This window comes from Polyangium jinanense, assembly GCF_028435265.1.
Classification (GTDB): Bacteria; Myxococcota_A; Polyangia; order Polyangiales; family Polyangiaceae; genus Polyangium; species Polyangium jinanense.
Genome location: NZ_JAGTJK010000001.1, coordinates 102,039 through 126,079 on the forward strand (window position 1 = coordinate 102,039; position 24,041 = coordinate 126,079).

Here is a 24,041-nt window from a genome sequence, read left to right on the forward strand (position 1 = left end):
GAACATCGTCACCAGCCGCCGAGACCGACGCGCGCTCCGAGGCCCAGGGTCACGCGGGGGTCGGCGAGCTCGACGTCGGCGGTGTCGGTCCCGCCGAGCAGGAGCGTCTGCTGCGCGGCGAGACCGACCAGGACGCCGCTCCAGTCGAGCTCGACGCCCGTGTCGAGGTTGATGAAGGCGACGCCCCCGGGGCTTTCGCCGCTGCCGAGCCAGTTGTACGCGAGGCCGCCGCCGATCGTGGCGACGAACCGCGCCTTCCTGCCGGGGCTCATGAGCCGCACGCCCCCGCCGAACCGCACGGAGTTCAGCCGGACCGTGCTGTCGCCGCTCTTCGTGGCGATGGGATTGTTCGCGTAGTCGAACAAAAACTCGAGCCCGATCGGCGTGGAGATCCGATAGCCGAGCCGCGCGCCGACCATGCCGCCCGCGCCCTCCTCGCCGAGCATCAGGAAGACGCCGCCCGTCGCGTTCGCATACGCGCCGCGGAGGGGCGGATCCGGCGGTTTTGCGATCTTGGGCGGAGGAGGCGGCGGGGCCGGGAGCGAGCGCGGCACGGCGATGGGTACGCCGCCGACGTCGGGACGAACCTCCTGCGCTTTGCCGGCCACGACGAGCACCTGGAACGCGTACTCGGGGCCGCCTTGCTTGTACATCTGCACGAGGTGCGTCCCCGGCTCGACGAGCCCGGCCCACTGGCCGAGCGCGAGCGGCACCTGATCGATCGCGATGGCCATCTCGGGGTCGTCCGTCTTCACGACGACCCAGCCCTTGTTCGGCACGAGCGCGAGCTTGACGACCTTGTCCTGGTCCTTGCTCGTGACCGTGACGATCTCCTCGGCGTCCTCGTAGCCTTCGGCGCGCGCGCCGATCCGGTGCCGGCCCGGTCCGAGCGGCAGGGGTTTGTCCGCGGTGCCGGGGGGCTGCGGCTCGTCGTCGACGAGCAGCACGGCGTGCGAGGGCGAGACCTCGACCTTCACGTATCCGATGAGCGCGCGCATCTCGGCGATCGCGCTCTCGGCGGCGGCCTTGTCCTCGGGCTCCATCGTGTCCGCGTGCTTGCGGAGCGCGAGCTCGAGGGCGGCGATGGCCTGCGGGTACTGGAAGAGGCTCTTGTGGGCGAGCGCGATGTTGACGAGGGGGCTCGCGCGCGGGCGCTCGGCGTAGGCGGCCTGGAACTCCACGATGGCGGCGGCGAAGTTGCCGTCGCCGTAGAGCTTCACGCCGTTCGCCATGTGCTGCTTGTACGAGTCGGGAAGGGGCGCGCTCTCGGCTTTGGGATCGCCGGCCGCGAGGGCGCCGTTCGCGACCGTGGCGAACGCGAGCGTGAGGGCGAGGGCCGCGCGGGGCCTGAATCGACCGAGGAGCGAGCTCATTCCACCTTCAGCTTGAGCTGCGGGGCGACGCCTTGGATCTTCATCGTCGCCGTCGGCTTGGCGCTCGCTTGCGGCGGCGTGATCTCCGGCTTTGCGTTCGCGGTCTTCGTGGTCTTCCTCGTCGAGGTCGACATCGTTCGAGGCGCCTCGGAAGGCTCAGGCGCGGGCAGCTTCGTCTCGGCCGCCTCCGGCGCGGGCGCTTCTGCGGGGTTCGTTTCGTTTGTCTGCACGGGCTCGGGCGCCGGCTCGACGCGCGCTTCGCTCGCTGGGGTTGTCGGGGGAACGGGTGACGCAGGCGTGGCGGACGTCGGCGTGCTGCGGCTGTACATGACACCCACGCCGATCGCCAGCGCAGCGGCGAACGCGCCCAGACCGAGCCAGAGCGCGCGTGATCGCTCCTTGCCGCCGCTCGCGCCGCTGTTCGTCGACCAGCCCACACGTGACGGTCCACCCGTGCCGACCTCCTCGGCGGGCCGCGTCGCCGACTCGTTCGTCTGGGCCGCGCGCGGCGTGTTTCGCGCAAGATCCGGCGACGAACGCGAGCCCGTATCGCCGACGCGGAGCGCGCGCGCCGGGAGCAGGCCACCCGAGGCGGCGCCGAGCGCGTCGAGCATCTCGCGCGCATTCGGAAAACGTTTGTCCCGGTTGCGCTTGAGTGCCTTCACGAGGAAACGCGCCACGGCTTCGGGCACCTCAGGGTTCCACGTGCGCACGTCGGGCACGGCCTTCGTGCAGATGTTCACGATGACCTGCTCGTACGACTGACCTTCGTGCGGGGGCCTGCCCGTGAGGCACTCGTAGAGGATCGCGCCCACCGACCAGAGATCGGTGCGCTCGTCGATGTCGGGCAGCGCCTGCGATTGCTCGGGCGACATGTAAAACGGCGTGCCGAGCACCGTGCCTTGGCGCGTGATCGTCTTCTCGGGGACGCCGCCCGTGCGTCGCACCTTGGAGATGCCGAAGTCGAGGATCTTGACGAAGTCGGTCTGGTCGTCGCGTTCGGCGAGGAAGACGTTGTCGGGCTTGAGATCACGATGAACGATGCCGGCCTCGTGGGCGCGGCAGAGCCCGCGGAGGAGCTGCGCGATCACGTCGAGCGTGACGTCGAGATCGAGCCGCCCGAGGCGCTTGATCCGGTGGCCGAGGTCCTCGCCGCGAAGCAACTCCATCACGATGAAGGGCTGCCCGTCGTCGGTGACGCCCGAGTCGAAGATCGTGACGATGTGCGCGCTCTCGACCGCGCTCGCGGCCGCGGCCTCGCGCTGGAAGCGGGCCACGGCGTCAGCGTTTCGGGCGAGCTCGGGGTCGACGAACTTCATCGCGACGCGCTTGCCGATGCTCGTGTTCAGCGCCTCGTACACCGCGCCCATGCCGCCTCGGGCGATGAGGCGGGAGACCTTGTATTTGCCCACGTCACGGCCGACGAGCGAGCCGTCGCTCGTCGGGGCGTCGGGCAGCGGAGCGTCGGCAGCGGGCATGCGGGATCATCGAGGCCGGGTCGACCTCGTCCCCCCATGGACGAGCGAACGAGAGAAAACCTTCGGCCGATCGAACCGAGCTTATCACCGCTCCCCGGTGGCGTGCACGATCTCGAAGAAACGACGCGGGGGTATGGGGCAGAGCTCGGCTCGTCCGAGCGGAGCCCCATCGTCGATCAACGCGGCAGCGGCGGCAGGTCCGGCGGGGGGGCCTCGCCGAGCAGCGCGTCGAGCTCGCCGTCTTGATCGAGGGCCGCGATGTCCGTGAATCCGCCCACGGGGCGGTTGTTGATGAACACCTGCGGCACGGTTCGCTGGCGCGTGGTCTCCGAGAGCCAGCGGCGGAGGTCGGGCCGCGTGTCGACGTCGATCTCCTCGAAGCGCACTTTCTTCCCGGAAAGCAAGGCTTTCGCGCGGTGGCAGTAGGGGCACCAGGGGGTCGTGTAGATGGCGACGTCGGCGGGCATGATGCTGGACATTTCGGTCCTCGGAGCGAAAGGCGCAAGGGCGGGGATGTGCGCGAGAGCTCGGCGAAGCGCCAAGGGAGGGTCGGACGAGGTGAGGTGGCGCGAGGCGGAGCGCCAAGCACAGGGGAGCAGAGCCGAGCGGGCGCTCGGCGAAGCGCCACGGACGGCCCTCTCGCGCCGGGGTGGTGATTGGCGACGCGCCAAGCAGAGGTCGGGAGGGCCGGTAGCCGGGATGGCGAAGCGCCAAGGAAAGGTCGGAACAGGTCGAACGGTGCTTGGCGCAGCGCCAAGGAAGCGTCCGAGCGCTCCGGGGTACGCTTGGCGCGGCGCCAAGGAAGAGCCCTCGGGCTCCCGGGTGCGCTTGGCGCGGCGCCCAAGGAGGAGCGAGGGGCTCCCGATGTTGCTTGGCGATGCGCCGAGCGCATGCTGCGGAGTATCGCGGCCGATGGCGTCCTTCCGTGACCCGACCTAGAAGCACGACGCGCCGTCCCTTGCGTGCGCTGCTCACCTAGTGAGAAAAAGGAGCCATGGCCGACACCGAGGGCACAATCCACCTCGAACGCTTCACGAACGACGCCCGGCAGATCGTCGCGGGCGCGCAAGCGCTCGCCGACGACCGGAAGCATGCCGAGGTCTCGCCTTTGCACCTGCTCGTGCGCTTGCTCGAGCGGGATCGCGGCGTCCTCGAGGTCTTCCGGCGCGCCGGCGCCGACCCGAACGAGACGATGAACCTCGCGGAGGCGGCCCTCAGGCGTCAGCCGAAGTCGACGGGCGGCGTCGCGTACGTGGACGCCCGGCTGCTCGATCTGCTTGGGCGAGCCGAGCGTGAGGCGACGCGGGACAAGTCTCCGAACGTCGGCATCGAGCACCTCCTGCACGCGCTCGCGCAGGAGATTCGTGGGCCGGCGGGGGAGATCCTCTCGTCGTTCAGCATCGGTCCGGGCGCGTTCCGTCCGCACCTCGGCGCGCTCGCGGAGGGGGAAGCGAAGGCGCCGGCACAGCGGGATTCGGCCGCGGCGATCGTGACGAGCGCGGCCGGCAGCGCCGAAGGGAACGGCTACACGCGCGACCTCGTGGCCGACGCGCGCAAGGACCTGTTCGATCCGGTGATCGGCCGCGACGGCGAGGCGCGGCGGCTCCTGCAGATCCTCGAGCGCCGGTTCAAGAACCATCCGCTCGTCGTAGGCGAGCCGGGCGTCGGCAAGTCCGCGCTGATCCGCGGGCTCGCCGATCGCATCGCGCGCGGTGACGTGCCGAGTAACCTCGCCGGCGCGCGCCTCTACGAGCTCGACACGGGCGCGCTCGTCGCGGGCGCGAAGCTCCGCGGCGAGATCGAGCAGCGCCTCAAGGCCCTCGTCGACAAGCTCCGCAGCGTTCAGGACGCCGAGACCATCCTCGTCGTCGAGGACATCGACGCGCTCTTCGGCCAGGGCGTGCAGGGCTCGGGCGTCGGTGACCTCTTGAAGCCGTTGCTCGCGCGGAGCGAGATCCGCATCCTCGCGACGACCACGCCCGAGGGCATTCGCAAGCTGAACGAGCGGGATGCTTCGATCCTGCGGCGCTTCGCCGTGGTGAACATGGATCCGCCGTCGATCGATCAGGCGACCGAGATCCTGCGTGGCGTCGCCACGAAGTACGAGGCGCACCACCGCGTGCGCATCGGCGAGAGCGCGATCCTCTCGGCCGTGAGCCTCGCCAAGCGGTACCTCTCCGATCGCGCGTTGCCGGATACCGCGGTCGATCTCCTCGACGAGACGAGCGCGCGCAAGCGCGTCGAGGTCGATGGCGTGCCCGCGGAGGTCGACGCGTTGAGCCGCCGCGTGGATGCGCTCAAGGCGCAGATCGCGGCGCTCGCGGACGACGACGATCGGCTGAGCGTGCAAGCGCGGCAACGACTGGAGAAGGAGCTCGCCGAGGTCGAGCCGCGCGCGAAGGAGCTGCGCACGGCCATCGCGGCGCGCCGCGGTGTCGTCGCGGCGGTGCAGTCGATCCGCAAGGAGCTCGCGGCGGCGAACGAGGCGTTCGCGACGGCGCAACGCGAGAAGAACTACGCGCGGATCGGCGAGCTCGAGCACGTGACCTTGCCCGAGATCCGCCGCCGTCTGGAGACGGCCGAGCAGGCCGCGAAGCGCGAGGGCGCCGAGGCCGGCTCGAACATGGTCACGGAGAACGACGTGGCCGGCACGCTCGCCGAGTGGACGGGCATCCCGGTCGCGAAGATGCTCGAAGGCGAGTCGGAGAAGCTCCTCAAGATGGAAGAGCGCCTCGCGCGCCGCGTGGTCGGCCAGGACGAGGCCGTGCGCGCGATCGCCCGCGCCGTGCGCCGCGGCCGCGTGGGCCTGCGTGATCCGGGCAAGCCCATCGGCTCGTTCCTCTTCCTCGGCCCGAGCGGCGTCGGCAAGACCGAGCTCGCCAAGGCCCTCGCCGAGTTCTTGTTCGACGACGAGCAGGCGCTCACGCGGCTCGACATGAGCGAGTTCATGGAGCGGCACATGGCGCAGCGCCTCATCGGCGCGCCGCCCGGCTACGCTGACAGCGAGCAAGGTGGCTTCTTGACCGAGGCCGCGCGCCGCAGGCCCTACAGCGTCCTGCTTTTCGACGAGGTCGAGAAGGCGCACGCGGACGTGTTCAACCTGCTCCTCCAGATCCTCGACGACGGCCGCCTCACCGACGGTCGCGGCAGGACCGCGGACTTTTCCAACACGGTCGTGATCATGACCTCGAACATCGGTTCGAAGCGGATCCTGGAGACGGACGTGAAGCTTTTCGGCACCGAGGATGGGCGCGACGCGATCCGCGACGTGCTCTTCGAGGAGCTCAAGGCCTTCTTCCGGCCGGAGTTCTTGAACCGGATCGACGACATCGTCGTGTTCAAGGCCCTCAGCAAGCAGGACCTGCGCGGGGTCGTGGACATCCAGCTCCGGCGCCTCGAGCGGCTGCTCGCGGATCGCGAGATCAAGGTGCAGCTCGACGACGCCGCGAAGGACCTGCTCGTCGACATCGGCTACGAGCCCTCGCTCGGCGCGCGGCCGCTCAAGCGCGCCATCCTGAAAGAGCTGCAAAACCCGCTCGCCGAAGCGATCCTCGCGGGCGGCTACGGCCCCGGACAGATCGTGCACGTCCGCGCGGCCGACGGCTCGTTCACGTTCACGAAGGCCTGAGCGCGGCGCGTCGGCTGACGCGTCGCGTTGCCGGTTCCCGTCCTTGCTCGCTGCGAGGACGGCGGATCGGGACTCCGCGCAAACATTGACGCCGCCGTGACGACCGTAGATCCTGCGAGTGTAGGAGGCTCCGGCATGCCTGGCAGGAACGTATCGCGGCGGTTGTTCGTGGGAGTGGTGGGGGGCGGTGTGCTTGCCGCACCGGTGATCGCCTCCGCGCGCCCGGAGACCACGCCCGCTGCAAAAGACGCGGCGCACAGCGAAAAACCGCTCGATGCGCCGACGCGTGAGAACGTCGCCAAGCTGCTCGCCCCGCTCGCCGCGGGCGCGCGCCTCGCGCGATGGACGATCGTCCAGATCGATCCCGTCGTGAACGGGTGTGTGAGCATCAAGGTTCGGACGGACGATGGGCACACGTTCGACCTGGAATTGCTCGCGCGCGACCGCACCGCGCTCGCGCAGCGGCCGCCCGCAGAGACGGAACGGCACGCGATCTTCGTGGTGAACGGCGGCAATGGCTGGGCGCCCACGCAGGAGGAGCAGGGGCTCGCGGCCATGACGCTCGCGCAGATCGTCGCGAAGAACGAGCGCGAGGTGCGCCTGTCCGATCTGCTCACGCACGCCGAGCGCATCCACAAGCACGGCGACGCGCTCCTGGTTCCGGCGGAGGGACCGGGCTGACGGCATGGCGGCGGTCCTCTCCCTTGGTTTGACTTGCAACAATGCGTGCGTCTTCTGCGCGCAAGGGGAGAGGTCTGCCTCGCCGCGCGAGCGAGAGGCCGAAGGGCTCGATCTCGCGAGGGGCCTACGCGTCGAGCCGGGCGACGTCGTGTTCGTGCAGGGCGGCGAGCCGACGCTCGCCGAGGATCTACCGGCGGTTGTCCGCGCACTCGACGAGCGCGGCGCGCGCCGCATCGTGGTGCAGACGAACGGCCGGCGGCTCGCGTACCGCGCCTATACGCGCGCGCTTCGCGAGGCGTCGAGCAAGCTCTCGCTCGACGTCTCGCTGCACGGCTCGACCGAGCCGATGCACGACTACCACACGCAGACGCCGGGCAGCTTCAAGCAGACCGCGCTCGGCGTACGGCATGCGCGGGCCGAGGGCATCGAGGTCGGGACGACCACGGTGATCACGCGGTCGAACTATCGTCACCTCGCGGAGATCGTGCAGCTTTCGCGTGCGCTCGGGGCGCGCGCGGCGCACCTCGCGAGGGCTTCACGATTTGGCCGCGCGGCGCGCGCGGCGGATCGGATCGTCGCGCCGGAAGATCTCGTGCGGCCGCAGCTCACGCGCGCGCTCGCGGAGGCGGCGCGGCTCGGAATGGGCTGGCTCGCGGGCGAGAAGGCGAGCCACGCGGAGGTGCGCGAGCTCTTCGCGGGCCTCGGCGAGGTGGAGATCGCGGAGGCGGGGGGGCTGGGTTCGTCGCGGACGACCGGCGTCGAGATCGCGGCCTCCGACAAGAACTTCGTGGAAACGTCTCGGCTCGTCCGAGCGAAACCACCGAGCGTCAACCGGAGCATTGCTTGGGAGCGGTGAGTGACAATGGCGAGCAACGTCAAAGCCAGTGACGAGCAGCGGGGCAAGCAGGTGCGACGGATCGCCATCGCGGCGCTTCTGACCGTGATCGGCGCGGCGGCGGGTTCGTCCTGCGCCGAGGGCGGGAGCGTCACGTCCACGGGTGGCAACAGCACCGGCTCGAGCTCTGGCGGCAGGGGCGGCGAAGGCGGCGAAGGTGGCGCGGGCGGCGGCACGGGCGGCACGGGCGGCGTTGGTGGCATCGGCGGCACGGGTGGTACCGGTGGCATGGGTGGAGCCGGCGGCGGGGGCGGCGCGGGTGGAGCCGGCGGCGCGGGTGGCGGCCAGATGTGCGTGCCGCAGACCGAGGTCTGCGACGGCGTCGACAACAACTGCGACAACGTGGTCGACGAGGGCTGCGATTGCGTGACCGGCGTGAAGGAGGCCTGTTACACGGGCCCCGACGGCACGAAGGGCGTCGGCGCGTGCAAGGAAGGCGAGAGGACCTGCGACGCGACCGGGAAGTGGGGCCTGTGCGAAGGGGAGGTCGTCCCGGCTCCGGCCGAGGCTTGCAACGGCTTCGACGACGACTGCGACGGCGAGGTCGACGAAGGGTGTACGTGCATCACGGGCGAGACGAAGGGCTGCTACACGGGCCCGATGGGCTCGGAGAACGTCGGCCTCTGCAAGCCCGGCACGCAAGCCTGCGACGCGAACGGCCAGTGGGGCCCGTGCCTGGGTGACACCACGCCGCAGCCCGAGCTGTGCAACGGCCTCGACGACAGTTGCGACGGCACGATCGACGAGGACAACCCGGGCGGCGGCGGCGCGTGCGTCGCGCCGGGCCTCGGCGAGTGCAAGAAGGGCACGCTGAACTGCATCAACGGCGCGGTGAAGTGCTCGCCCGCGCCCGTGCAGCCCGAGGCTTGCGACGGCCTCGACAACAACTGCGACGGCAACACCGACGAGGGCAACCCCGGCGGCGGCATGCAGTGCACGACGGGCTTCATGGGCCTGTGCAGCACGGGTTTGACCAAGTGCGATGGCGCGAACGGCGTGAAGTGCATGCCGAACGTCGTCCCCGGCCAGCTCTCCGAGGCGTGCAACAACCTCGACGACGACTGCGACGGCATGGTCGACGACGCCATCCCGCAGGTCGGCATGGCGTGCACGAAGCCCGGTCAGCTCGGCGTCTGCCAGTTCGGCACCTTCGAGTGCCCCGCCGGCGCGCCGCAGCTCCTCTGCAACGCGCCTCTGCCCGGCACGGTCCAGGAGACGTGCAACGGCAAGGACGACGACTGCAACGGCACGATCGACGATCCGGCTCTCGTGAACGGTTTGCCCTGCAGCACGGCGTTCCCCGGCGTGTGCGCGACGGGCACCACGGTCTGCGTGGGCGGAAGCTCCTCGTGCAACCCGCAGGTCTCGCCCGGATCGCAGACCGAGATCTGCGACAGCAAGGACAACAACTGCAACGGCACCGTCGACGAGATGCAGCCGAACCCGGCGTGCACCTCGCAAAACCCGAACGCGCAGTTCGTCTCGAGCTGGTCGTGCACCGGCGGCCAGTGCCAGATCGTGCAGTGCAACGTCGGCTACGCGAACATCGACGGCGCGCCGGGCAACGGCTGCGAGTGCGCGACCGATCAGTACGCGAACCAGTGCGTCAGCTCGGGCGCGGTCAGCGTGCCGAAGGGCGGCACGGTGAACATGATCGGCAAGGTCGAGACCTCGGTGGGCAGCGACTGGCTCACGTTCAACTTCGTCGCGCCCGCGGCGCTCGGCCAGCCGTACACGCCGAAGGTCCAGCTCGTGAACGACGCGGGTGGTCAGTACGGGATGGACGTGCTCCACGACTGCAACACCGTCGCGACCTGCAACGACGGCGGCACGGGAGCGGGGGCCACCGTTTGGGAGCTGAATTATCAGTACAACATGAACGGCAGTCCCACGGGCCCCTGGTCGGACAACAACCCGAAGGTCGTGTCTGTCAAGGTTCGCGTGTATCGCAAGAACGGTACGCCGCCGACGTGCGATCAGTATACCGTGACCGCCACGAACCCGTGAGGAGCGGCGGGACGCACCTTACGGTACGTCATCGGGAGCGAAGGGCGAATGAGCGACATGTCGTTTCACTTGGGTGAGGGCTCGGTTCGGATCGAGTTCGACGAGGGCCTGTACCCCAAGGATGCGATCTACGGAGCGGCGTACGTCTTCATCGATCGCTGCTGGGTGCACCTCGATCGTGCGGGAGATCGGCGCATCCAGGTGACGCTCAAGGCGAAGAAGCCGGGCGCTGACACGCAGACGTTCGCGGGTGAGTTCCAGAACGAGCTGCTCGGCCAGGCGTGGCGCCTCCGGATCGTCGAGGAGAACAAGAAGCTCGTCGAGTCGATCACGGCGCGCGCGTTCGGCGGCGCGGCGGGTCCGCCCGGGCTCGATGAGTTGCTCGCGATGGACATCGGCGAGGAGACGGCCTTCGAAGATCCGCTCGGCATCGCGATGAGCTGGGAGGAGAAGTACAAGAAGAAGGGCAAGGCCGAGGGCACGAAGGCCGAGGCCGAAGGCGCGGCCGAGAACGTGTCGGGGGGCGAGAAGGCGTCGTGATCGAGCTCAGGTTTCACGAGGAGCTCTACGACGGCTTCGCGATCGACGAGGCCGTGAAGACGTACGCTCCGTACGCGACGGCCGAGCTCTCGCGCGATGGCGGCGCGTACGTCGTGAAGGTGACGGCGAAGCCCGAGGCCACGAGCGAAGGCATCGACGAGCGCGTGCTCTCCGCGGAGCTCGCGAACTACGCGCTCGGTTTGACGATCGAGAAGGCGCGATCGGGAGGTGCGGCGTGACGAGCCTCTCGACGCTCTTCACCGAGCTCGGCCCCGCGGCGAAGTCTCCCTCGGGCCTCGTGCCGTTCCGGTTCCGCGAGGTGGGCGGAGATATTTTGCTCACCAACTTTCTCGGCGACTGGCTCTTCGTCACGAACGACGAGTTCCGCTCGCTCGCGCGCGGCGAGCTCGATCCCGCTTCGCCGCTCCACGACAAACTCGCGTCGAGAAACTTCCTTCGCGACGGCCTCGATCAGGCGAAGGCAGCCGAGCGCATCGCGTACAAGAAGCGGTTCCTCAACTGGGGGCCGAACCTGCACATCGCGGTCGTCACGCTCCGCTGCAACGAGACGTGCGTCTACTGCCACGCGAGCCGCGCGAACATGGACGCGGTCCATACCGACATGACGCCGGAGATCGGCGAGAAGGTCGTGGACCTGATGCTCCAGTCAACCTCGCCCTCGGTGACGCTGGAGTTCCAGGGCGGCGAGCCGCTCGCGAACTTCCCGGTGATGAAGCACGTCATCGAGTACGCCCTTGCGAGGAACCGCGCCTACGGCAAGGGGCTCGAGTTCACGATGGTCTCGAACCTGGCCATGATGGACGAGGAGAAGCTCGCCTTCCTCGTCGATCGCAAGGTTCAGATCTGCACGAGCATCGACGGCCCGGAGCACCTGCACACGAAGCAGCGCATCCTCGCCGGCGGCAACGCGCATCGCGAGGCCGTGAAGTGGATCGAGCGCATCAACAAGGCCTACATCGACATCGGCCTCGACCCGACGCTCTACCACGTCGAAGCGCTGCTCACGACGACGCGCGAGGCGCTCAAGTACCCGAAGGAGATCGTCGACACGTACGTCGGCCTCGGGTGTCGCGCGATCTTCCTCCGCCCCGTCGATCCCTTCGGCTTCGCGGGCAAGACCGCGCAGATCGTCGAGTACGACCGCGCCGCGTACCACAACTTCTACCGCACCGCGGTCGAGCACATCCTCGACCTCAACCGGCGCGGCGAGCAGGTCCTCGAGCGGTACGGCTCGATCTTCCTCACGAAGATCCTCGGCGACGACGACCCGAACTTCCTCGACATCCGCTCGCCGAGTGGCTCGGGGATCGGCGCCCTCGCCTACAACTACGACGGGAAGATCTTCTCGAGCGACGAAGGCCGGATGATGTACGAGACCGGCGATCCCGCGTTCCAGATCGGCGACGTGTTCACCTCGACGTATCGCTCGCTCATGAAACACGAGACGGTGCGCGCGCTCGTGCTTGCGTCGATCCGCGAGGCGCAGCCCGACTGCGTGAACTGCACGTACACGCCGTACTGTGGGGTGCAGCCCGAGCACAGCTACCGGACGCAGGGCACGATCTTCGGTAGGATGCGTGAGAGCACCTTGTGCGCCGTCCACAAGGGCATCCAGGATTTTCTCTTCGACAAACTGCGCGAGAACGACCCAAAGACGGTCGAGATCCTCCGGCGCTGGACCACGGTCCGGGCGCGAACGCACTTCATCCACGCGTCGTCGGCATCTTGAGGGCAAACGAATCGACGCGGGGCGCAACGGGACTTGGGATCAGGGAGGCCACGATGGCGAACAACGGAACAGGTGGGCTGCCGAGCTTCTCCCGCAAGCCGGGTGGCATGCTTTCCAAGACGGAGAGCGAGGTCGGCGCGAAGGCGAGCGAAGAGGCGGATCGCGCCGGCGTGATCGGCGACGACGCGGGTGGCGTGATCCCGGCGCAGCATTGCTCGCACGGGTCGCACGGCTCGCACGGCTCGCATGGCTCGCACGGCAGCCACGGGTCGCACGGCTCGCACGGCTCGCACGGCAGCCACGGGTCGCACGGCTCGCACGGCTCGCACGGCTCGCACGGCAGCTGGTAGACCGTCCCCCGGCGCGCCCACAGTCTCGGATACCTCTCGCCTGGCGGGCGAAACGGCCCCGTTCGTCCGCCTTGATCCCCTGTCCGCCCCTGTTTCCAGCCTGCCCGGACCGACCTCTTGCGGAGGCTCTGGATCCAAAGGGACGGAGGCGCATTTGATCAGCTTGCGGAACGGACGCGCGTCCGTATACTTCCGCTCCCTTGTTTCCCGGCGGAGTGCGTCGGTGAAGCAACTGTCGTAGGGCTCGAGGGCACGAACATGTACGCGGTCATCAAGACGGGCGGCAAGCAGTACAGGGTCAGCGAAGGCCAGGTGCTGCGCGTCGAGAAGCTGAGCGGCAACGCCGGCGACACGGTTACGTTCAACGAAGTCCTGCTCGTCGGCGGCGAGGCCACCAAGATCGGCCAGCCGCTCGTTGCGGGTGCAAAGGTCGAGGCGCAGATCAAGGCGCAGGATCGCGGCAAGAAGGTCGTGATCTTCAAGTTCCGGCGTCGGAAGAACTACCGCCGCAAGACCGGGCACCGGCAGCCGTACACCGAGCTCAAGATCACCGGCATCAGCGCCTAGGAGAAACCGGCATGGCTCATAAAAAAGGCGGCGGCTCGTCTCGGAACGGTCGCGATTCGAGCGCGCAAAAGCGCGGCGTGAAGGTGTACGCGGGGACCGCGGTCCCGGCGGGCAGCATCCTCGTGCGGCAGGTGGGTTCGTCGATCCACGCCGGCAAGAACGTCGGCACGGGCAAGGACTTCACGCTCTTCGCCCTCGTGGAGGGCGTCGTGAAGTACGAGTGGAAGTCGAACACGAAGAAGCAGGTCTCGGTCTATCCGGCCTGAATCTGCGTCGTTCGTGATCGAGACGAGCCGGGCGATACGACGGGAAAAACCCCGTCGATCGCCCGTCGTCCATTTGGGATCCAACGATCACGCGTGCTGAGCGGCGAGGACAAACCGCGGCGATGACGTACAAGCTCCTGGCCCTCGACCTCGACGGCACCCTGCTCCGTCACGACGGCTCCTTGAATGAGCGCGATCGCTGGGCGATCGAGCGCTTGCAGAGCGGCGGCGTGGCCGTGACGATCTGCACGGGCCGGCTCTACTCGGGCTCGCGCGAGGCCGCCGTGGCGGCGCGCATCCAGGGGCCGATCGCCTGCGTCGACGGGAGCCACATCGTCGACGCGCGTGACGATCGCGAGCACTACCACGCCTCGCTCGCAGGCAATCACGCCGTGCAGCTCCGGCGCGTGCTCGAGCGGCATGGCACGGCGAGCTTCGTGTTCGCGCACGACAGCATCGTGCACGACGCGGCGGGCGCGCCGTGGAGCAACTACGTGCGCACGTGGTCGCCGCGGGTGACGGTCGTCGAGCGCGTCACGTCACATCCGTACTGGGAGCACGAGCGAGGGCTGCTCGCGGTGGTGGCGATCGGCTCGAAGGAGAGCGTGCACGCGGCCGCGGAGGAGCTCGAAGGCGAGCTCGGCGGCGCGGCGTTCGTCATCCGGTTCGCGGTGACGCGCGGGGCCGACACACACGCGATGGTGGTGCGCGCGGCCGGGCCCACGAAGGGCACGGCGATCGCGTGGCTCGCGGACTATCACGGCTGCACGGTGGACGAGGTCGTCGCGGTGGGCGACTGGCTCAACGACGTGCCGATGTTCGAGGTCGCGGGGCGATCGTTCGCGATGGGCAGCGCGCCGCAGCTCGTCAAGGAGAGCGCGACCGAAGAGCTCTCCGCGTGGAGCGCGGAAGAGGCGGGCGTCGCCGAGGCGATCGAGCGGGCCTGGGGGACGTTATGACGAGCTCTTCGACGAGGGCACGCCGGAGATAGGCGCGCTCGGCACGCCCCTGTGCGAGGGGGGCGCGAAGCCGCGGTAGAAGAGCCGTTCGACCTCGCCGATGAGGTCGCGCATGCCGATGGGCTTGGCGAGAAACCCTTCGGCGCCGGCCTGCGCGGCCTCGGCGCGCGCGCCGCGTTTGCCCGAGATCACGAGGAAGCGACAGTCGTAGCCGCGTGCGCGCGCGGCCTCGATGAAGTCCGTGCCGCTCATCTCGGGCATGCGCTGGTCGACGACGACGACGTCGACGCGGTCGAGCCGCTCGAGGGCCGCCGCCGGGGACATCGTCTCGCGCACCTCACACCCCTCGGCTTCCAGGCACATCCCCAGGAGCCTCAAGATGTCGGGGTCGTCATCGACCACGAGCACGACGGGGGGACGCGGTCGCCACGTGCGCACGATCCGGAGATTACCCGGGTTTCTGCCTGCTTCCAAATGTGAAAGACGTGCGGCACGAAAATGCCGAGCGGACGGATCGTGCTCCGTTCGCGGCTGTGGATGCGAGATGTTCGGGGGGTTTGTCCGGGGGCTCGACGCGTGTTGCGGAGCCCCCGAACGCGGGGAGCGCGACGCTGTTACTTGCGCGGCTGGGAGGCGGCGGCGAGCTGCTGCTGCTGCTGCTGCAGGAACTGCGCGACGAGGCGCGAGCGCTCGATGGCGAACTGCTTGACTTCCTTGTTGGGCGAACCCGCGAGGGCGTTGAGCAGCTTCGTGACCTTCTCGATCTGGCGCGACTGGAAGAGGGCCTCGAAGTAGTTGTTCGCGATGCGCACGTCGCGGCTCATCTTCGCCTCGTGCGGCTGGAGGAGCCGGATGACGGCCTCGAGGTCGCCCTTCTGGCCGTAGAGCGCCGAGAGACAGAGGAGCGCGAGCGGATCGTCGGGCGCGATCTCGACGCCCTTCTTGGCGTAGGTGACGGCGCGATCACGCGTCGCATCGTCGTTCGCGAAGAAGCCCTGGAGCGCGATGTACGGCGCGGCGCTCTTCTTGTCGGCGGCCATCTTCTCGATCTCGGCGATCGCCTTGTCCTCGCCCTCGTGCTGCTTGAGGAACTGGTAGAGGTAGGCCCACGCGTCGATGCAGCCGATGCTGATGCCGATCGCCTTGTCGACGAACTCGCGCTCCTTCTCGACTTCCTTCTTCTGCTGGTAGACCTTCGCGAGGTGCAGCGAGGGGTAGGGGTTGTCCTTGAGGAGGTTCTGGGCGCCCTTCAGCGTGCCCTCGGCCTTGTCGAACTTCTCCTGCTGGAGCTGCGCGATGCCGAGCGCGAGCCAGTCGTCGCCCGTGCCGCCCTTCGCCACGACCTTCGAGAGCACCTGCTCGGCGCGCTGCAGGCGGTTGTACTTGAGGAGCTCCTGCGCGTAGATGCGCGCGCGGTTGAGGTCGTCGGGCTGCTCCTGCCAGTGCTTCTCCAGGCCGGAGAGCAGGTCTTCGAGGCCGATCGCGATCGGGCGACCCTGGTCGTCCTGCACCTGCACCGCGGGGCCGTTGAAGCCGAGCAGCTTCCACATCTGCTCGGGCGTCACGAGCGACGGGCCCTTGTCGAGCATGGCCTTGGTCTCGTCGTCGACCTTCGACAGGGGAATCACGATGAGAGCGTTGCCAGGCACTCCGTTGGGGAATGCGCTGACGGGCGCCATGATGGCCGCGCCGCCCGTGATCTGAAGTCCCGCCGCCACTCCACCCTGCTGTCCGTTCTGCGCCATGGTCGCTCCACCCGGGAAACGCGGAGCGCGCCTTGCGCCCGCGGTCGCCGCTCGACGGCGCTGTGGCGCGCATCGAACGGGAAGGAAAATGCCGTTGTTACGAGGGGCGGGCAGGCTAGCAGGATGCCCCCATCAGAGCAACGGCCGCCAAGGATCCGAGGCGTTTCGCTCACCTCGATACCGACAAGTCAGCCGCGGCGGAGTCGATACGAAAGGCCCGTCTGCCGCTCCTCGCGCCGCGTCTCGGAGAGCGCGAGGCTGAGCGCTCGCCCGTCCGTGACGAGCACGACGAGCCGCTTTCCGCGCGTGACGGCCGTGTAGAGCAGGTTCCGCGAGAGCATCACGAAATGCTGCGAGAGCAGCGTGATCACCACGGCCGGATACTCGCTGCCCTGGCTCTTGTGGATGCTCGTCGCGTAGGCGAGCACGAGCTCGTCGAGGTCGCTCTCTTCGTAGGCGACGTCCCGGCCGTCGAACGTGACCGTGAGCGTTCCGGCCTCGGCGTCGATCGCGCGGACGATGCCGACGTCGCCGTTGTAGACCTCGCGGTCGTAGTCGTTCTTGAGCTGCATGACCTTGTCGCCGAGGCGGAAGAGCTTGCCGCCTCGCGTGACCGAAGGACCGTCCGGGTTGAGCGTCCGCTGCAGCGTCTCGTTCAGCGTGATCGTGCCGACGGGGCCCTTGTTCATCGGCGAGAGGACCTGCACGTCGCGCACGGGATGCAGGCCGAAGCCACGCGGAATGCGCTCGGTGACGAGCTCGTGGATCGTGGCGGCGGCCTCCTCCGGGCTATTTCGTTGGAAGACAAAGAATTCGCCGCGCTTGTCGGTCGCGCCTTCGGGTTTTTCGCCATCGTGGATGCGGTGCGCGTTCTGCACGATGAGGCTGCCCTCGGCCTGGCGGAAGATCTGCGAGAGGCGCACCGTGGGGATCGCGCCCGAGGCGATGACGTCGCGCAGGACCGCGCCAGGGCCGACGGACGGAAGCTGATCGACGTCGCCGACGAGCACGAGCCGGGCTCCGTCGGAGACGGCTTGCGTGAGCGCGTCGCAGAGCGTCAGGTCGATCATCGAGGCCTCGTCCACGATGAGCACGTCGGCCTCGAGCTCGCGGCCTTTCTTGCGGAGGAAGCCACGCTCTTTCGGGTCGAACTCGAGCATGCGGTGGAGCGTCACGGCCTCGCGCTCCGTGGCCTCGCTCATGCGTTTGGCCGCGCGACCCGTGGGCGCGGCGAGGCGCACCGTGTGGCCCGCGAGGTCGAAGAGCGAGAGGATCGCCCGGACGATCGTGGTTTTTCCGACGCCGGGACCACCCGTGATGACGAGGATCTTGTTGCGGGCGGCTTGCTCGATCGCGTCGCGCTGCGCGGGCGCGAGGGCGACACGCGTGCGGGCCTCGAAGCTCTCGATCGCGGCTTGGGCCACGGCCTCCGGCGATTCGCCGCGGCGGCCCGAGAGAGGACGGCCGGGCGCGCGGAGGAGCGCGAGGAGGCGCGCGGCGAGGCGTGATTCGGCTTCGTAGAGCGAGGATTCGTAGACGGCGACCTCGCCTGAGGGGAGCGTTTCGACACGCACGCGGCCCGAGAGCGCGAGCACGTCGATGGCGCGATCGACGCCTTCCTCCTCGCGTTCGAGCATGAGCGTGGTGGCCGAGACGAGCGCATTTCGCTCGGCATACACGTGCCCCTTGCCCGCGAGGTCGCTCAGCATCTGCATCACGCCGGCCTGCGCGCGCTCGGGTGCGTCCAGGGAAACTCCGATGGCACGCGCGATCTGGTCGGCCGTCTTGAACCCGACGCCCCACACGTCGAGCGCGAGTCGGTAGGGTGCGCGCTTGACGATCTCGATCGCGGAGGCGCCGAACCGCTTGTAGATGCGCGTCGCCAGCGCGACCGAGGCGCCGTGCTGTTGGAGGAAGATCATGATGTCGCGGATGACGCGCTGCGACGCCCAGGCCTTGGCCACGGCCTCGGCGCGTCGTGCGCCGAGCCCCGGCACCTCGCCGAGGCGCTCGGGCTCCTCGTCGAGCACACGCAGCGCGTCCTCGCCGAACGTCTCGACGATCCGCTTGGCGAACACAGGCCCGACCCCTTGGACCATGCCCGAGCCGAGGTACTTTTCGAGGCCCTGCAAAGTCGAGGGAGCAATCTCGAGCAGCGTTTCGACGCGGAGCTGGTCGCCGTGGCGACCATCACGTTCGTAGCGGCCGGTGGCCCGGACGCGCGTGCCGGGGGCGACGGACTGGAAGCGGCCGACCCAGGGGAGAGGGGCCTCGTGGCCGTCGATCGCGACCTTCACGACCCGGAAGCCCGTCTGGTCGTTTTCGTACGTGACACGCACGACCTCGCCTTCGAGGGTCACGGTGCCGTCCTTCGAGGGAGCGGCCTTTTGCGCGGCGAAGAGCGTGTGCTGCGCGGGGCCTTGGGGCCCGGATCGCGGGCGTGACGCGGCCCCGGCCGGGCTTTTCGGGCCCGTCCCCCCGGCGAGCAGAGGCGTGCGTCCGCGGCGGTTCATGGGCGCGGGGCGAGGCTAGCGCGGTTTTCCCGCGGGGAGGGGCTTTGCTCGGCGAGTTTGTTGGGTAAGACTCGCCGCCCGATGAGCCTCGAGCACCGCCTCCACGACCGCTGCGCGTGCGGATCAACGCTTTCGTCCTACGCCCACTCGTCCGCTTCCGCTGCTTCCGGGCGCCCGTTCGCGCTCGCCGGCGTGCAGCGCGTGTACGAACGGGCTCGGCCGTTTCAGGTCACGCACATCGCGCTCGACCTTCGCCTCGACGTGCCGAAGAAATCCGTCGCGGGCGAGGCGACGCTCGATGTCTCACGCATCGACGCGCGCGCGAAAGAACTCGCGCTCGACGCCGTCGGCTTCGACCTCCAAGCGGTCGAGCTGCGCGTGGGCGACGAGGGCAAGTTCGCCGCGGTGGAACACGTGTACGACGGGCAGACGCTTCGCGTGTCGGTCCCCGAAGCGGCCTCGCGCGTGACGGTGCGGGTGCGGTATTCGGCGACGCCGCGGCGCGGGCTCTACTTCCTCGCGCCGGACGAGCACGTGCGTGATCGGCCCGCGCAGGTCTGGTCGCAGTGCCAGGACGAGGACGCGCGGCACTTCTTCCCGTGCATCGACAAGCCGCACAACAAGCAGTCGACCTCGCTGCGCGTGACGGTGCCCGAGGGCTGGTTCGCGCTGTCGAACGGCACGCGCGAGAGCGACGAGGACGAGGAGCAACGCGGCGTCTACCGCTACCGGATGGACGACCCGCACCCGAGCTACTTGTTCACGCTCGTCGCGGGCGAGTTCGAGCGGATCGACGACGAGGCCGACGGCGTTCGTCTGCATTACTTCGTGCCCAAAGGAAAAACCGACGAGGGCAAGCGCACGTTCCGGCGGACGCCGGACATGGTGCGCCGCTTCGGCAAGCTCACGGGCGTCGCGTACCCGTGGAAGACGTACTCGCAGATCGTGGTGAGCGACTTCATTTTCGGCGGGATGGAGAACACGACCGCGACGACGATGTACGAGCACATCCTGCTCGACGAGCGCGCCGCGATCGACGTGACGGCCGACGACCTCATCGCGCACGAGCTCGCGCACCACTGGTTCGGCGACCTCGTGACGTGCCGCGACTGGTCCCACGCGTGGCTGAACGAGGGGTTTGCCACGTACATGGAGCACGTCGATCGCGAGGGCTACCTCGGCCGCGAAGAGTACGAGCACGGCGTGCGCGGCGACGTGGCGGCGTATCTCGGCGAGGCCGGTGGGCGTTATCGGCGGCCGATCGTGTGCCAGGACTACGAGGCGCCGATCGACATCTTCGATCGTCACCTCTACGAGAAGGGCGCGTGCGTCTTGCACATGCTGCGGCTCGAGCTCGGCGACGAGGCGTTCTGGCGCGGCATCAAGACGTACCTGGAGCGGCACGCGCGCGGGATCGTGGAGACGCGTGACCTCATGCGCGCGCTCGAAGAGGCGAGCGGCAAGAGCCTGGAGCGCTTCTTCGAGCAGTGGGTGTTCCGCGCAGGGCACCCGGAGCTCGAGGTGAAGCTCGATCACGACGGCGAGGCCCTGACCGTATCGGTCAAGCAAGCCCAGGCCGCGAAAGAGAGCAAGGAGAAGGACAAGGACGACGCCGGGACGCACGTCTTCGCGATCGACCTCGAGCTCGACATCTCCATCGACGGCGAGGTGCGGCGCGAGGTGCGGCGCGTGGAGTCGGCGACCGCGACGTTCACGATTCGTGTGCCGAAGCGGCCGGCGTTCGTCGTGGTGGATCCGGAGCTCCGGATCGTGGGCGACGTGCGGGTCGAGTGCCCGGCCGACATGCTGCGCGCGCAACTCGCGGGGGCAAAGACGGCGCGCGGCCGGCTGCTCGCCGCGAGCCTGATGGGCAAGCTCGACGATCCGGCGACGACACGCGCGCTCGGCGCGTCGCTCGCGAAGGAGGACGAGTTCTGGGGCGTGCGGGCGGAGGCGGCCTCGGCGCTCGGCGAGGTGCGCAGCGACGACGCGCTCACGCACCTCGTCGCCCACGCGCGGACGGGGCACGCGAAGGTGCGGCGCGCGGTCGCGGCGGCGCTCGGCAAGTTCCGCAAGGCGCAGGCCGCGGAGGCGCTGAAGAGCCTCGCGCTCCGGGACGCGAGTTACCTCGTGGAGGCGGAGGCCGCGCGCGCGCTCGGCGCGACCCGGCAGGGCGTCGCGTTCGATACGCTGATCGAGGTGCTCGATCGCCCCTCGTGGTCGGACATCGTCCGCGCGGGCGCGCTCGATGGGCTCGCGGCCCTGCGTGACGAGCGCGCGCAGGCGCACGTGCTCACGCGGACCCGATACGGGATCCCCACGCGCGGCCGGCGCGCGGCGATCATGGCGCTGCCGAAGCTCTCGACGGATCGAAAGGTGCGCGAGGCGCTGGAGGATCTGCTCGATCAGTCGGATCCGTACCTCAAGGTGGACGTGGTGCGCGCGCTCGTCGACATCGGCGACGCGAAGTCGCGCGGGCCGCTCTCGCGCCAGATCGATCGCGAGCTCGACGGTCGCGTGCGGCGGCGGATCCGCGAGGCGTTGCGGGACCTCGGCGGCGCGGGCAAACGCGAGGCCGAGCGGCTGCGTGAGGACCTGGAGACGCTGCGGAGCGAGCACGCCGATCTGAAGGCGCGCCTCGGCAAGCTCGAAGCGCTGCTCGCGCCGAAGGAGGCCACGAGCAAGCCGAACGGCATCCTCCACGTGCGCGACACGGAGAAACCCGAGGCCGAGAAGGAGTCGGGCGACAAGGGCAAGAAGAGGAAGAAGGATGAACGAGCTTCGCGGTAAGACGGCGCTCGTCACCGGCGCGTCCGCGGGGATCGGCCGCGAGCTCGCGCGTGTGCTCGGACGTGAGGTCGCGGCCTTGGTGCTGGTCGCGCGCAGGCGTGAGCGGCTCGACGAGCTCGCGCGTGAGCTCACGGCCGCGCGGCCGGGCCTGCGTGTGCTCGTGCGCGCGGTCGATCTGCTCGACAGGAAGGCGCTCGGCGCAATGCTCGACGACCTCGCGCAGGCGGGCGAGGTGATCGACGTGCTCGTGAACAACGCGGGCTTCGGCGACTACGGCCTGCTCGAGAAGCGCGACTGGGAGAAGATCGAGCGGATGCTCGAGCTCAACGTCGTGAGCACGACGATGCTGCTCGCGCGGCTCGTGCCGCCGATGGTGGCGCGTGGGTCCGGCGCGATCCTGAACGTCGGATCGATCGCGGGGATCCTGCCGTCGCCCGCGATGAGCACGTACGCGGCGAGCAAGGCGTACGTGAACCACCTGAGCGAGGGCCTGCGCGCGGAGCTTTCGGGGACGGGCGTGTCGGTGACGGTGGTTTGTCCGGGTCCGGTGCCGACGGAGTTCCAGGAGGTCGCGGGGAGCGACGTGCGGCCGGAGCTGCCGAAAGCGGTGTACGTGGACGCGGTGACGTGCGCGGAGGAGGCGGTCCTGGGGCTCAAGCGCGGGCAAGCGCGCGTCATCCCGGGCGTCGTGCCGCGGGCGATGGCGATGACGGTGGACGCGCTGCCGAAGGCGCTCGTGAGGCCGTTTCTGTCGAAGATGGGGAAGAAGGCGCGCGGAGGCCGGTAGCCGCGTCGCTCAGGGCAAGAAGCGACCGAGGAACGCGTCGCCGGACTTGCCGTCGAACGCACCGACAAGCGCCTTTTCGATCAAGAACGGGGCGTGGTGCTGACCACCGACGATCAGATCGCCCGTCGGCAAGAGCGCGAACGCAAGCACCGAGTTCGGCGCGTCGTTGTCCTTGCTTCCACCACTCAAGAGGACACGCGACGAGACGTGCGCGCCGTCGGCGCCACCGAGCTTCGCGAAAAACACGTCGCCGGCATCCATGGCCATGAGGGGCCCGCCGCCGAAGTCCATGCCGCCCTGGAACGTGCCGGCGAGCGCGAGCTGATCGGCCGTGCCCACGGTGATGTTTGCCTGCTCCACGAACGACGTCGCGTCGCCGATCGCCTTCGCCCAGACGACGTTGTCTCCGGTGCTCGCGATGCGCGCCACGTAGAGCGCGCGCGCCCCATCCGCGGCTGTTTGCAGTTGCTGTCCGAAGACGTCGAGGGCGCCCTCGAACGTGCCCGTGAGGAAGACGTCGCCGTTCGACGCGATCGCCACGTCGAATGCTTGCTGTGCCATCGGGTCGCCCCATCCACGGGCCCAGATCGCGGTGAGGCTCGGATTGAACTGCGCGGCGAAGACGTCGAAACCACCCTTGCTCGTGAACGGGGTGCCGGCGATCAACTCGAGACCACTGGCGAAGTTGCCGGTGACCACGATGTGATCCGTGTCGGTGACGGCGATCGCGCGGAGATCGTCGGCTCCCTGTCCACCCATGCGTCGTGATCCCGCGTGGAAGCCGGTCTCGTCGAACTTCGCGAGGAACATGTCGTCGACGCCGACGGACGTGAACTCGGTTCCCCCGAAGTTGATGGTGCTGGCGAAGTTGCCCGCCACGACCACCTGGTTCGCGTTGGTCACCGCGATCGACGTCACCTCTTGCGAGGCTGTGTCACCGAAGAGCTTGCTCCACACATGGTCGCCGTTCGCGTCGAACTTCGCGACGAACGCGTCGTCCGAGCCCTTGCTCGTCAGCACGCCGCCGCCGAAGTCCACCGCGCCGAGCACGCGCCCGCCGACGTAGATCGCGCCGCTCTTGTCGATGGCGATGGCGTTCGCTTGTTGCAGGGCGGAGTCGCCGAAGCGTTTGGCCCAGACGACCTCGCCCTTCGGCGTGAGCTTCGCGAGGAGGATGTCGAGGCTGCCCGTGCTCGCGAGAGGGCCGCCGCCGAGATCGATCGTCCCGCCGAACCCGCCCGCGATGACGATGTTGCCGTCGGGGGCGATCGCGACGTCCGAGATCAGCTGCACGGAGAGCGTCTCACCGTACGTCTTCAGCCAGCCGTTTCCGAGCGGCGGGCATTCGAGCGCATCGGCGCCGTTGCACGCTTCATCCTCGGTCGTCAGGCAGTCCTCGGGCTGCGGCAGCACTTCGCCGCCGCACTCGCCGAAGCCCGTGCCGTTCGGCAGGCAAACCTGGATGCCCGGCTTGCACGTGCCGACGTCCTCGGTGCCGGGCGGGCCGCTGTAACAGGAGCGTTGCTCGTCGGGCGTGCACACGATGCCGCCGCCGCTGCCGCCCGCGCCGGCCGCGCCGCCCGTGCCCGAGGTCGAGGTGTCGAACGCGCGCTCCTCCGGCGAGCACGCCACGAGCGCCATCACGCCGAGCGAGGTGACGCCGGCGAGGGTGAACGAAAAGCGTTTCATTGCTTCGAACATGAAAGGATTTC

20 protein-coding genes are annotated in these 24,041 nt (G+C 69.0%); 13 read left to right on the plus strand and 7 right to left on the minus strand.

Annotated elements, in window-relative coordinates; genetic code table 11:
- Positions 1 to 8 precede the first annotated feature (8 nt).
- From KEG38_RS00455 to grxC, 3 genes are all read right to left on the minus strand, one after another.
- Positions 9 to 1,373: a hypothetical protein gene (locus tag KEG38_RS00455; RefSeq protein WP_272416960.1), complete on the minus strand. Its 1,365-nt coding sequence runs from the start codon at positions 1,371 to 1,373 to the stop codon at positions 9 to 11.
- Positions 1,370 to 2,851, minus strand: coding sequence for a serine/threonine-protein kinase (locus tag KEG38_RS00460; protein WP_272416961.1), 1,482 nt, complete (start codon positions 2,849 to 2,851; stop codon positions 1,370 to 1,372). The genes KEG38_RS00455 and KEG38_RS00460 overlap by 4 nt, the downstream gene beginning before the upstream one ends.
- 176 nt (positions 2,852 to 3,027) lie before the next feature.
- Complete coding sequence (grxC, locus tag KEG38_RS00465; protein ID WP_272416962.1) at positions 3,028 to 3,330, minus strand: glutaredoxin 3; 303 nt, start codon at positions 3,328 to 3,330, stop codon at positions 3,028 to 3,030.
- A 515-nt stretch (positions 3,331 to 3,845) separates the two neighbouring features.
- On the opposite strand from grxC, the gene KEG38_RS00470 reads away from it, so the two are divergent.
- From KEG38_RS00470 to KEG38_RS00520, 11 genes are all read left to right on the plus strand, one after another.
- On the plus strand, positions 3,846 to 6,479 hold the full coding sequence (locus tag KEG38_RS00470) for an ATP-dependent Clp protease ATP-binding subunit (RefSeq protein ID WP_272416963.1): 2,634 nt from the start codon (positions 3,846 to 3,848) through the stop codon (positions 6,477 to 6,479).
- A gap of 135 nt (positions 6,480 to 6,614) precedes the next feature.
- A complete protein-coding gene (locus KEG38_RS00475; protein WP_272416964.1) occupies positions 6,615 to 7,160 on the plus strand; it encodes a hypothetical protein in 546 nt (181 codons plus the stop codon).
- A gap of 4 nt (positions 7,161 to 7,164) precedes the next feature.
- Positions 7,165 to 8,016 carry a radical SAM protein gene (locus tag KEG38_RS00480; RefSeq protein WP_272416965.1) on the plus strand — a complete coding sequence of 284 codons (852 nt, stop codon included), beginning with the start codon at positions 7,165 to 7,167 and terminating at the stop codon, positions 8,014 to 8,016.
- Positions 8,017 to 8,022: 6 nt separating this feature from the next.
- Entirely contained in the window at positions 8,023 to 10,062 is a 2,040-nt protein-coding gene (locus tag KEG38_RS00485) for a MopE-related protein (RefSeq protein ID WP_272416966.1), read from the plus strand.
- Between the two features lie 57 nt (positions 10,063 to 10,119).
- On the plus strand, positions 10,120 to 10,602 hold the full coding sequence (gene hxsD / locus KEG38_RS00490) for a His-Xaa-Ser system protein HxsD (RefSeq protein WP_272416967.1): 483 nt from the start codon (positions 10,120 to 10,122) through the stop codon (positions 10,600 to 10,602).
- The gene (locus KEG38_RS00495; protein ID WP_272416968.1) at positions 10,599 to 10,841 is read left to right on the plus strand and encodes an HxsD-like protein; all 243 of its coding nucleotides are present in this window, start codon (positions 10,599 to 10,601) and stop codon (positions 10,839 to 10,841) included. Before hxsD ends, KEG38_RS00495 begins: the two co-directional genes overlap by 4 nt.
- On the plus strand, positions 10,838 to 12,352 hold the full coding sequence (gene hxsB / locus KEG38_RS00500) for a His-Xaa-Ser system radical SAM maturase HxsB (RefSeq protein ID WP_272416969.1): 1,515 nt from the start codon (positions 10,838 to 10,840) through the stop codon (positions 12,350 to 12,352). The genes KEG38_RS00495 and hxsB overlap by 4 nt, the downstream gene beginning before the upstream one ends.
- Before the next feature lie 53 nt (positions 12,353 to 12,405).
- Complete coding sequence (hxsA4, locus tag KEG38_RS00505; RefSeq protein WP_136933506.1) at positions 12,406 to 12,702, plus strand: His-Xaa-Ser repeat protein HxsA4; 297 nt, start codon at positions 12,406 to 12,408, stop codon at positions 12,700 to 12,702.
- 258 nt (positions 12,703 to 12,960) lie between these two features.
- Positions 12,961 to 13,269, plus strand: coding sequence for a 50S ribosomal protein L21 (rplU, locus tag KEG38_RS00510; protein ID WP_272416970.1), 309 nt, complete (start codon positions 12,961 to 12,963; stop codon positions 13,267 to 13,269).
- Positions 13,270 to 13,280: 11 nt separating this feature from the next.
- Positions 13,281 to 13,535 carry a 50S ribosomal protein L27 gene (gene rpmA, locus KEG38_RS00515; RefSeq protein WP_272416971.1) on the plus strand — a complete coding sequence of 85 codons (255 nt, stop codon included), beginning with the start codon at positions 13,281 to 13,283 and terminating at the stop codon, positions 13,533 to 13,535.
- A 122-nt stretch (positions 13,536 to 13,657) separates the two neighbouring features.
- On the plus strand, positions 13,658 to 14,494 hold the full coding sequence (locus tag KEG38_RS00520; RefSeq protein ID WP_272416972.1) for an HAD hydrolase family protein: 837 nt from the start codon (positions 13,658 to 13,660) through the stop codon (positions 14,492 to 14,494).
- Here the strand turns inward: KEG38_RS00520 and KEG38_RS00525 are convergent.
- The 3 genes from KEG38_RS00525 to recD2 all read right to left on the minus strand — a co-directional run bounded on the left by KEG38_RS00525 (position 14,489) and on the right by recD2 (position 18,752).
- Positions 14,489 to 14,932 carry a response regulator gene (locus KEG38_RS00525; protein ID WP_272416973.1) on the minus strand — a complete coding sequence of 148 codons (444 nt, stop codon included), beginning with the start codon at positions 14,930 to 14,932 and terminating at the stop codon, positions 14,489 to 14,491. The genes KEG38_RS00520 and KEG38_RS00525 overlap by 6 nt on opposite strands.
- Positions 14,933 to 15,108: 176 nt before the next feature.
- Entirely contained in the window at positions 15,109 to 16,239 is a 1,131-nt protein-coding gene (locus tag KEG38_RS00530; RefSeq protein ID WP_272416974.1) for a tetratricopeptide repeat protein, read from the minus strand.
- Between the two features lie 188 nt (positions 16,240 to 16,427).
- A complete protein-coding gene (gene recD2, locus KEG38_RS00535; RefSeq protein ID WP_272416975.1) occupies positions 16,428 to 18,752 on the minus strand; it encodes an SF1B family DNA helicase RecD2 in 2,325 nt (774 codons plus the stop codon).
- A gap of 81 nt (positions 18,753 to 18,833) precedes the next feature.
- On the opposite strand from recD2, the gene KEG38_RS00540 reads away from it, so the two are divergent.
- Together KEG38_RS00540 and KEG38_RS00545 are read left to right on the plus strand one after the other, a co-directional pair.
- Entirely contained in the window at positions 18,834 to 21,542 is a 2,709-nt protein-coding gene (locus KEG38_RS00540) for a M1 family aminopeptidase (RefSeq protein ID WP_272416976.1), read from the plus strand.
- Complete coding sequence (locus KEG38_RS00545; RefSeq protein WP_272416977.1) at positions 21,523 to 22,329, plus strand: SDR family NAD(P)-dependent oxidoreductase; 807 nt, start codon at positions 21,523 to 21,525, stop codon at positions 22,327 to 22,329. Before KEG38_RS00540 ends, KEG38_RS00545 begins: the two co-directional genes overlap by 20 nt.
- A 9-nt stretch (positions 22,330 to 22,338) precedes the next feature.
- Here the strand turns inward: KEG38_RS00545 and KEG38_RS00550 are convergent, their stop codons facing one another.
- Positions 22,339 to 24,018, minus strand: a complete 1,680-nt coding sequence (locus KEG38_RS00550; RefSeq protein WP_272416978.1) for an NHL repeat-containing protein — start codon at positions 24,016 to 24,018, stop codon at positions 22,339 to 22,341.
- Positions 24,019 to 24,041 lie beyond the last annotated feature (23 nt).

Coding starts and splice junctions, on each gene's coding strand:
- KEG38_RS00455 (WP_272416960.1), bottom strand. CDS start 1,373: ATGAGCTCGCTCCTCGGTCGATTCAGGCCCCGCGCGGCCCTCGCCCTC.
- KEG38_RS00460 (WP_272416961.1), bottom strand. CDS start 2,851: ATGCCCGCTGCCGACGCTCCGCTGCCCGACGCCCCGACGAGCGACGGC.
- grxC (WP_272416962.1), bottom strand. CDS start 3,330: ATGTCCAGCATCATGCCCGCCGACGTCGCCATCTACACGACCCCCTGG.
- KEG38_RS00470 (WP_272416963.1), top strand. CDS start 3,846: ATGGCCGACACCGAGGGCACAATCCACCTCGAACGCTTCACGAACGAC.
- KEG38_RS00475 (WP_272416964.1), top strand. CDS start 6,615: ATGCCTGGCAGGAACGTATCGCGGCGGTTGTTCGTGGGAGTGGTGGGG.
- KEG38_RS00480 (WP_272416965.1), top strand. CDS start 7,165: ATGGCGGCGGTCCTCTCCCTTGGTTTGACTTGCAACAATGCGTGCGTC.
- KEG38_RS00485 (WP_272416966.1), top strand. CDS start 8,023: ATGGCGAGCAACGTCAAAGCCAGTGACGAGCAGCGGGGCAAGCAGGTG.
- hxsD (WP_272416967.1), top strand. CDS start 10,120: ATGTCGTTTCACTTGGGTGAGGGCTCGGTTCGGATCGAGTTCGACGAG.
- hxsA4 (WP_136933506.1), top strand. CDS start 12,406: ATGGCGAACAACGGAACAGGTGGGCTGCCGAGCTTCTCCCGCAAGCCG.
- rplU (WP_272416970.1), top strand. CDS start 12,961: ATGTACGCGGTCATCAAGACGGGCGGCAAGCAGTACAGGGTCAGCGAA.
- rpmA (WP_272416971.1), top strand. CDS start 13,281: ATGGCTCATAAAAAAGGCGGCGGCTCGTCTCGGAACGGTCGCGATTCG.
- KEG38_RS00520 (WP_272416972.1), top strand. CDS start 13,658: ATGACGTACAAGCTCCTGGCCCTCGACCTCGACGGCACCCTGCTCCGT.
- KEG38_RS00530 (WP_272416974.1), bottom strand. CDS start 16,239: ATGGCGCAGAACGGACAGCAGGGTGGAGTGGCGGCGGGACTTCAGATC.
- recD2 (WP_272416975.1), bottom strand. CDS start 18,752: ATGAACCGCCGCGGACGCACGCCTCTGCTCGCCGGGGGGACGGGCCCG.
- KEG38_RS00540 (WP_272416976.1), top strand. CDS start 18,834: ATGAGCCTCGAGCACCGCCTCCACGACCGCTGCGCGTGCGGATCAACG.
- KEG38_RS00545 (WP_272416977.1), top strand. CDS start 21,523: ATGAACGAGCTTCGCGGTAAGACGGCGCTCGTCACCGGCGCGTCCGCG.
- KEG38_RS00550 (WP_272416978.1), bottom strand. CDS start 24,018: ATGAAACGCTTTTCGTTCACCCTCGCCGGCGTCACCTCGCTCGGCGTG.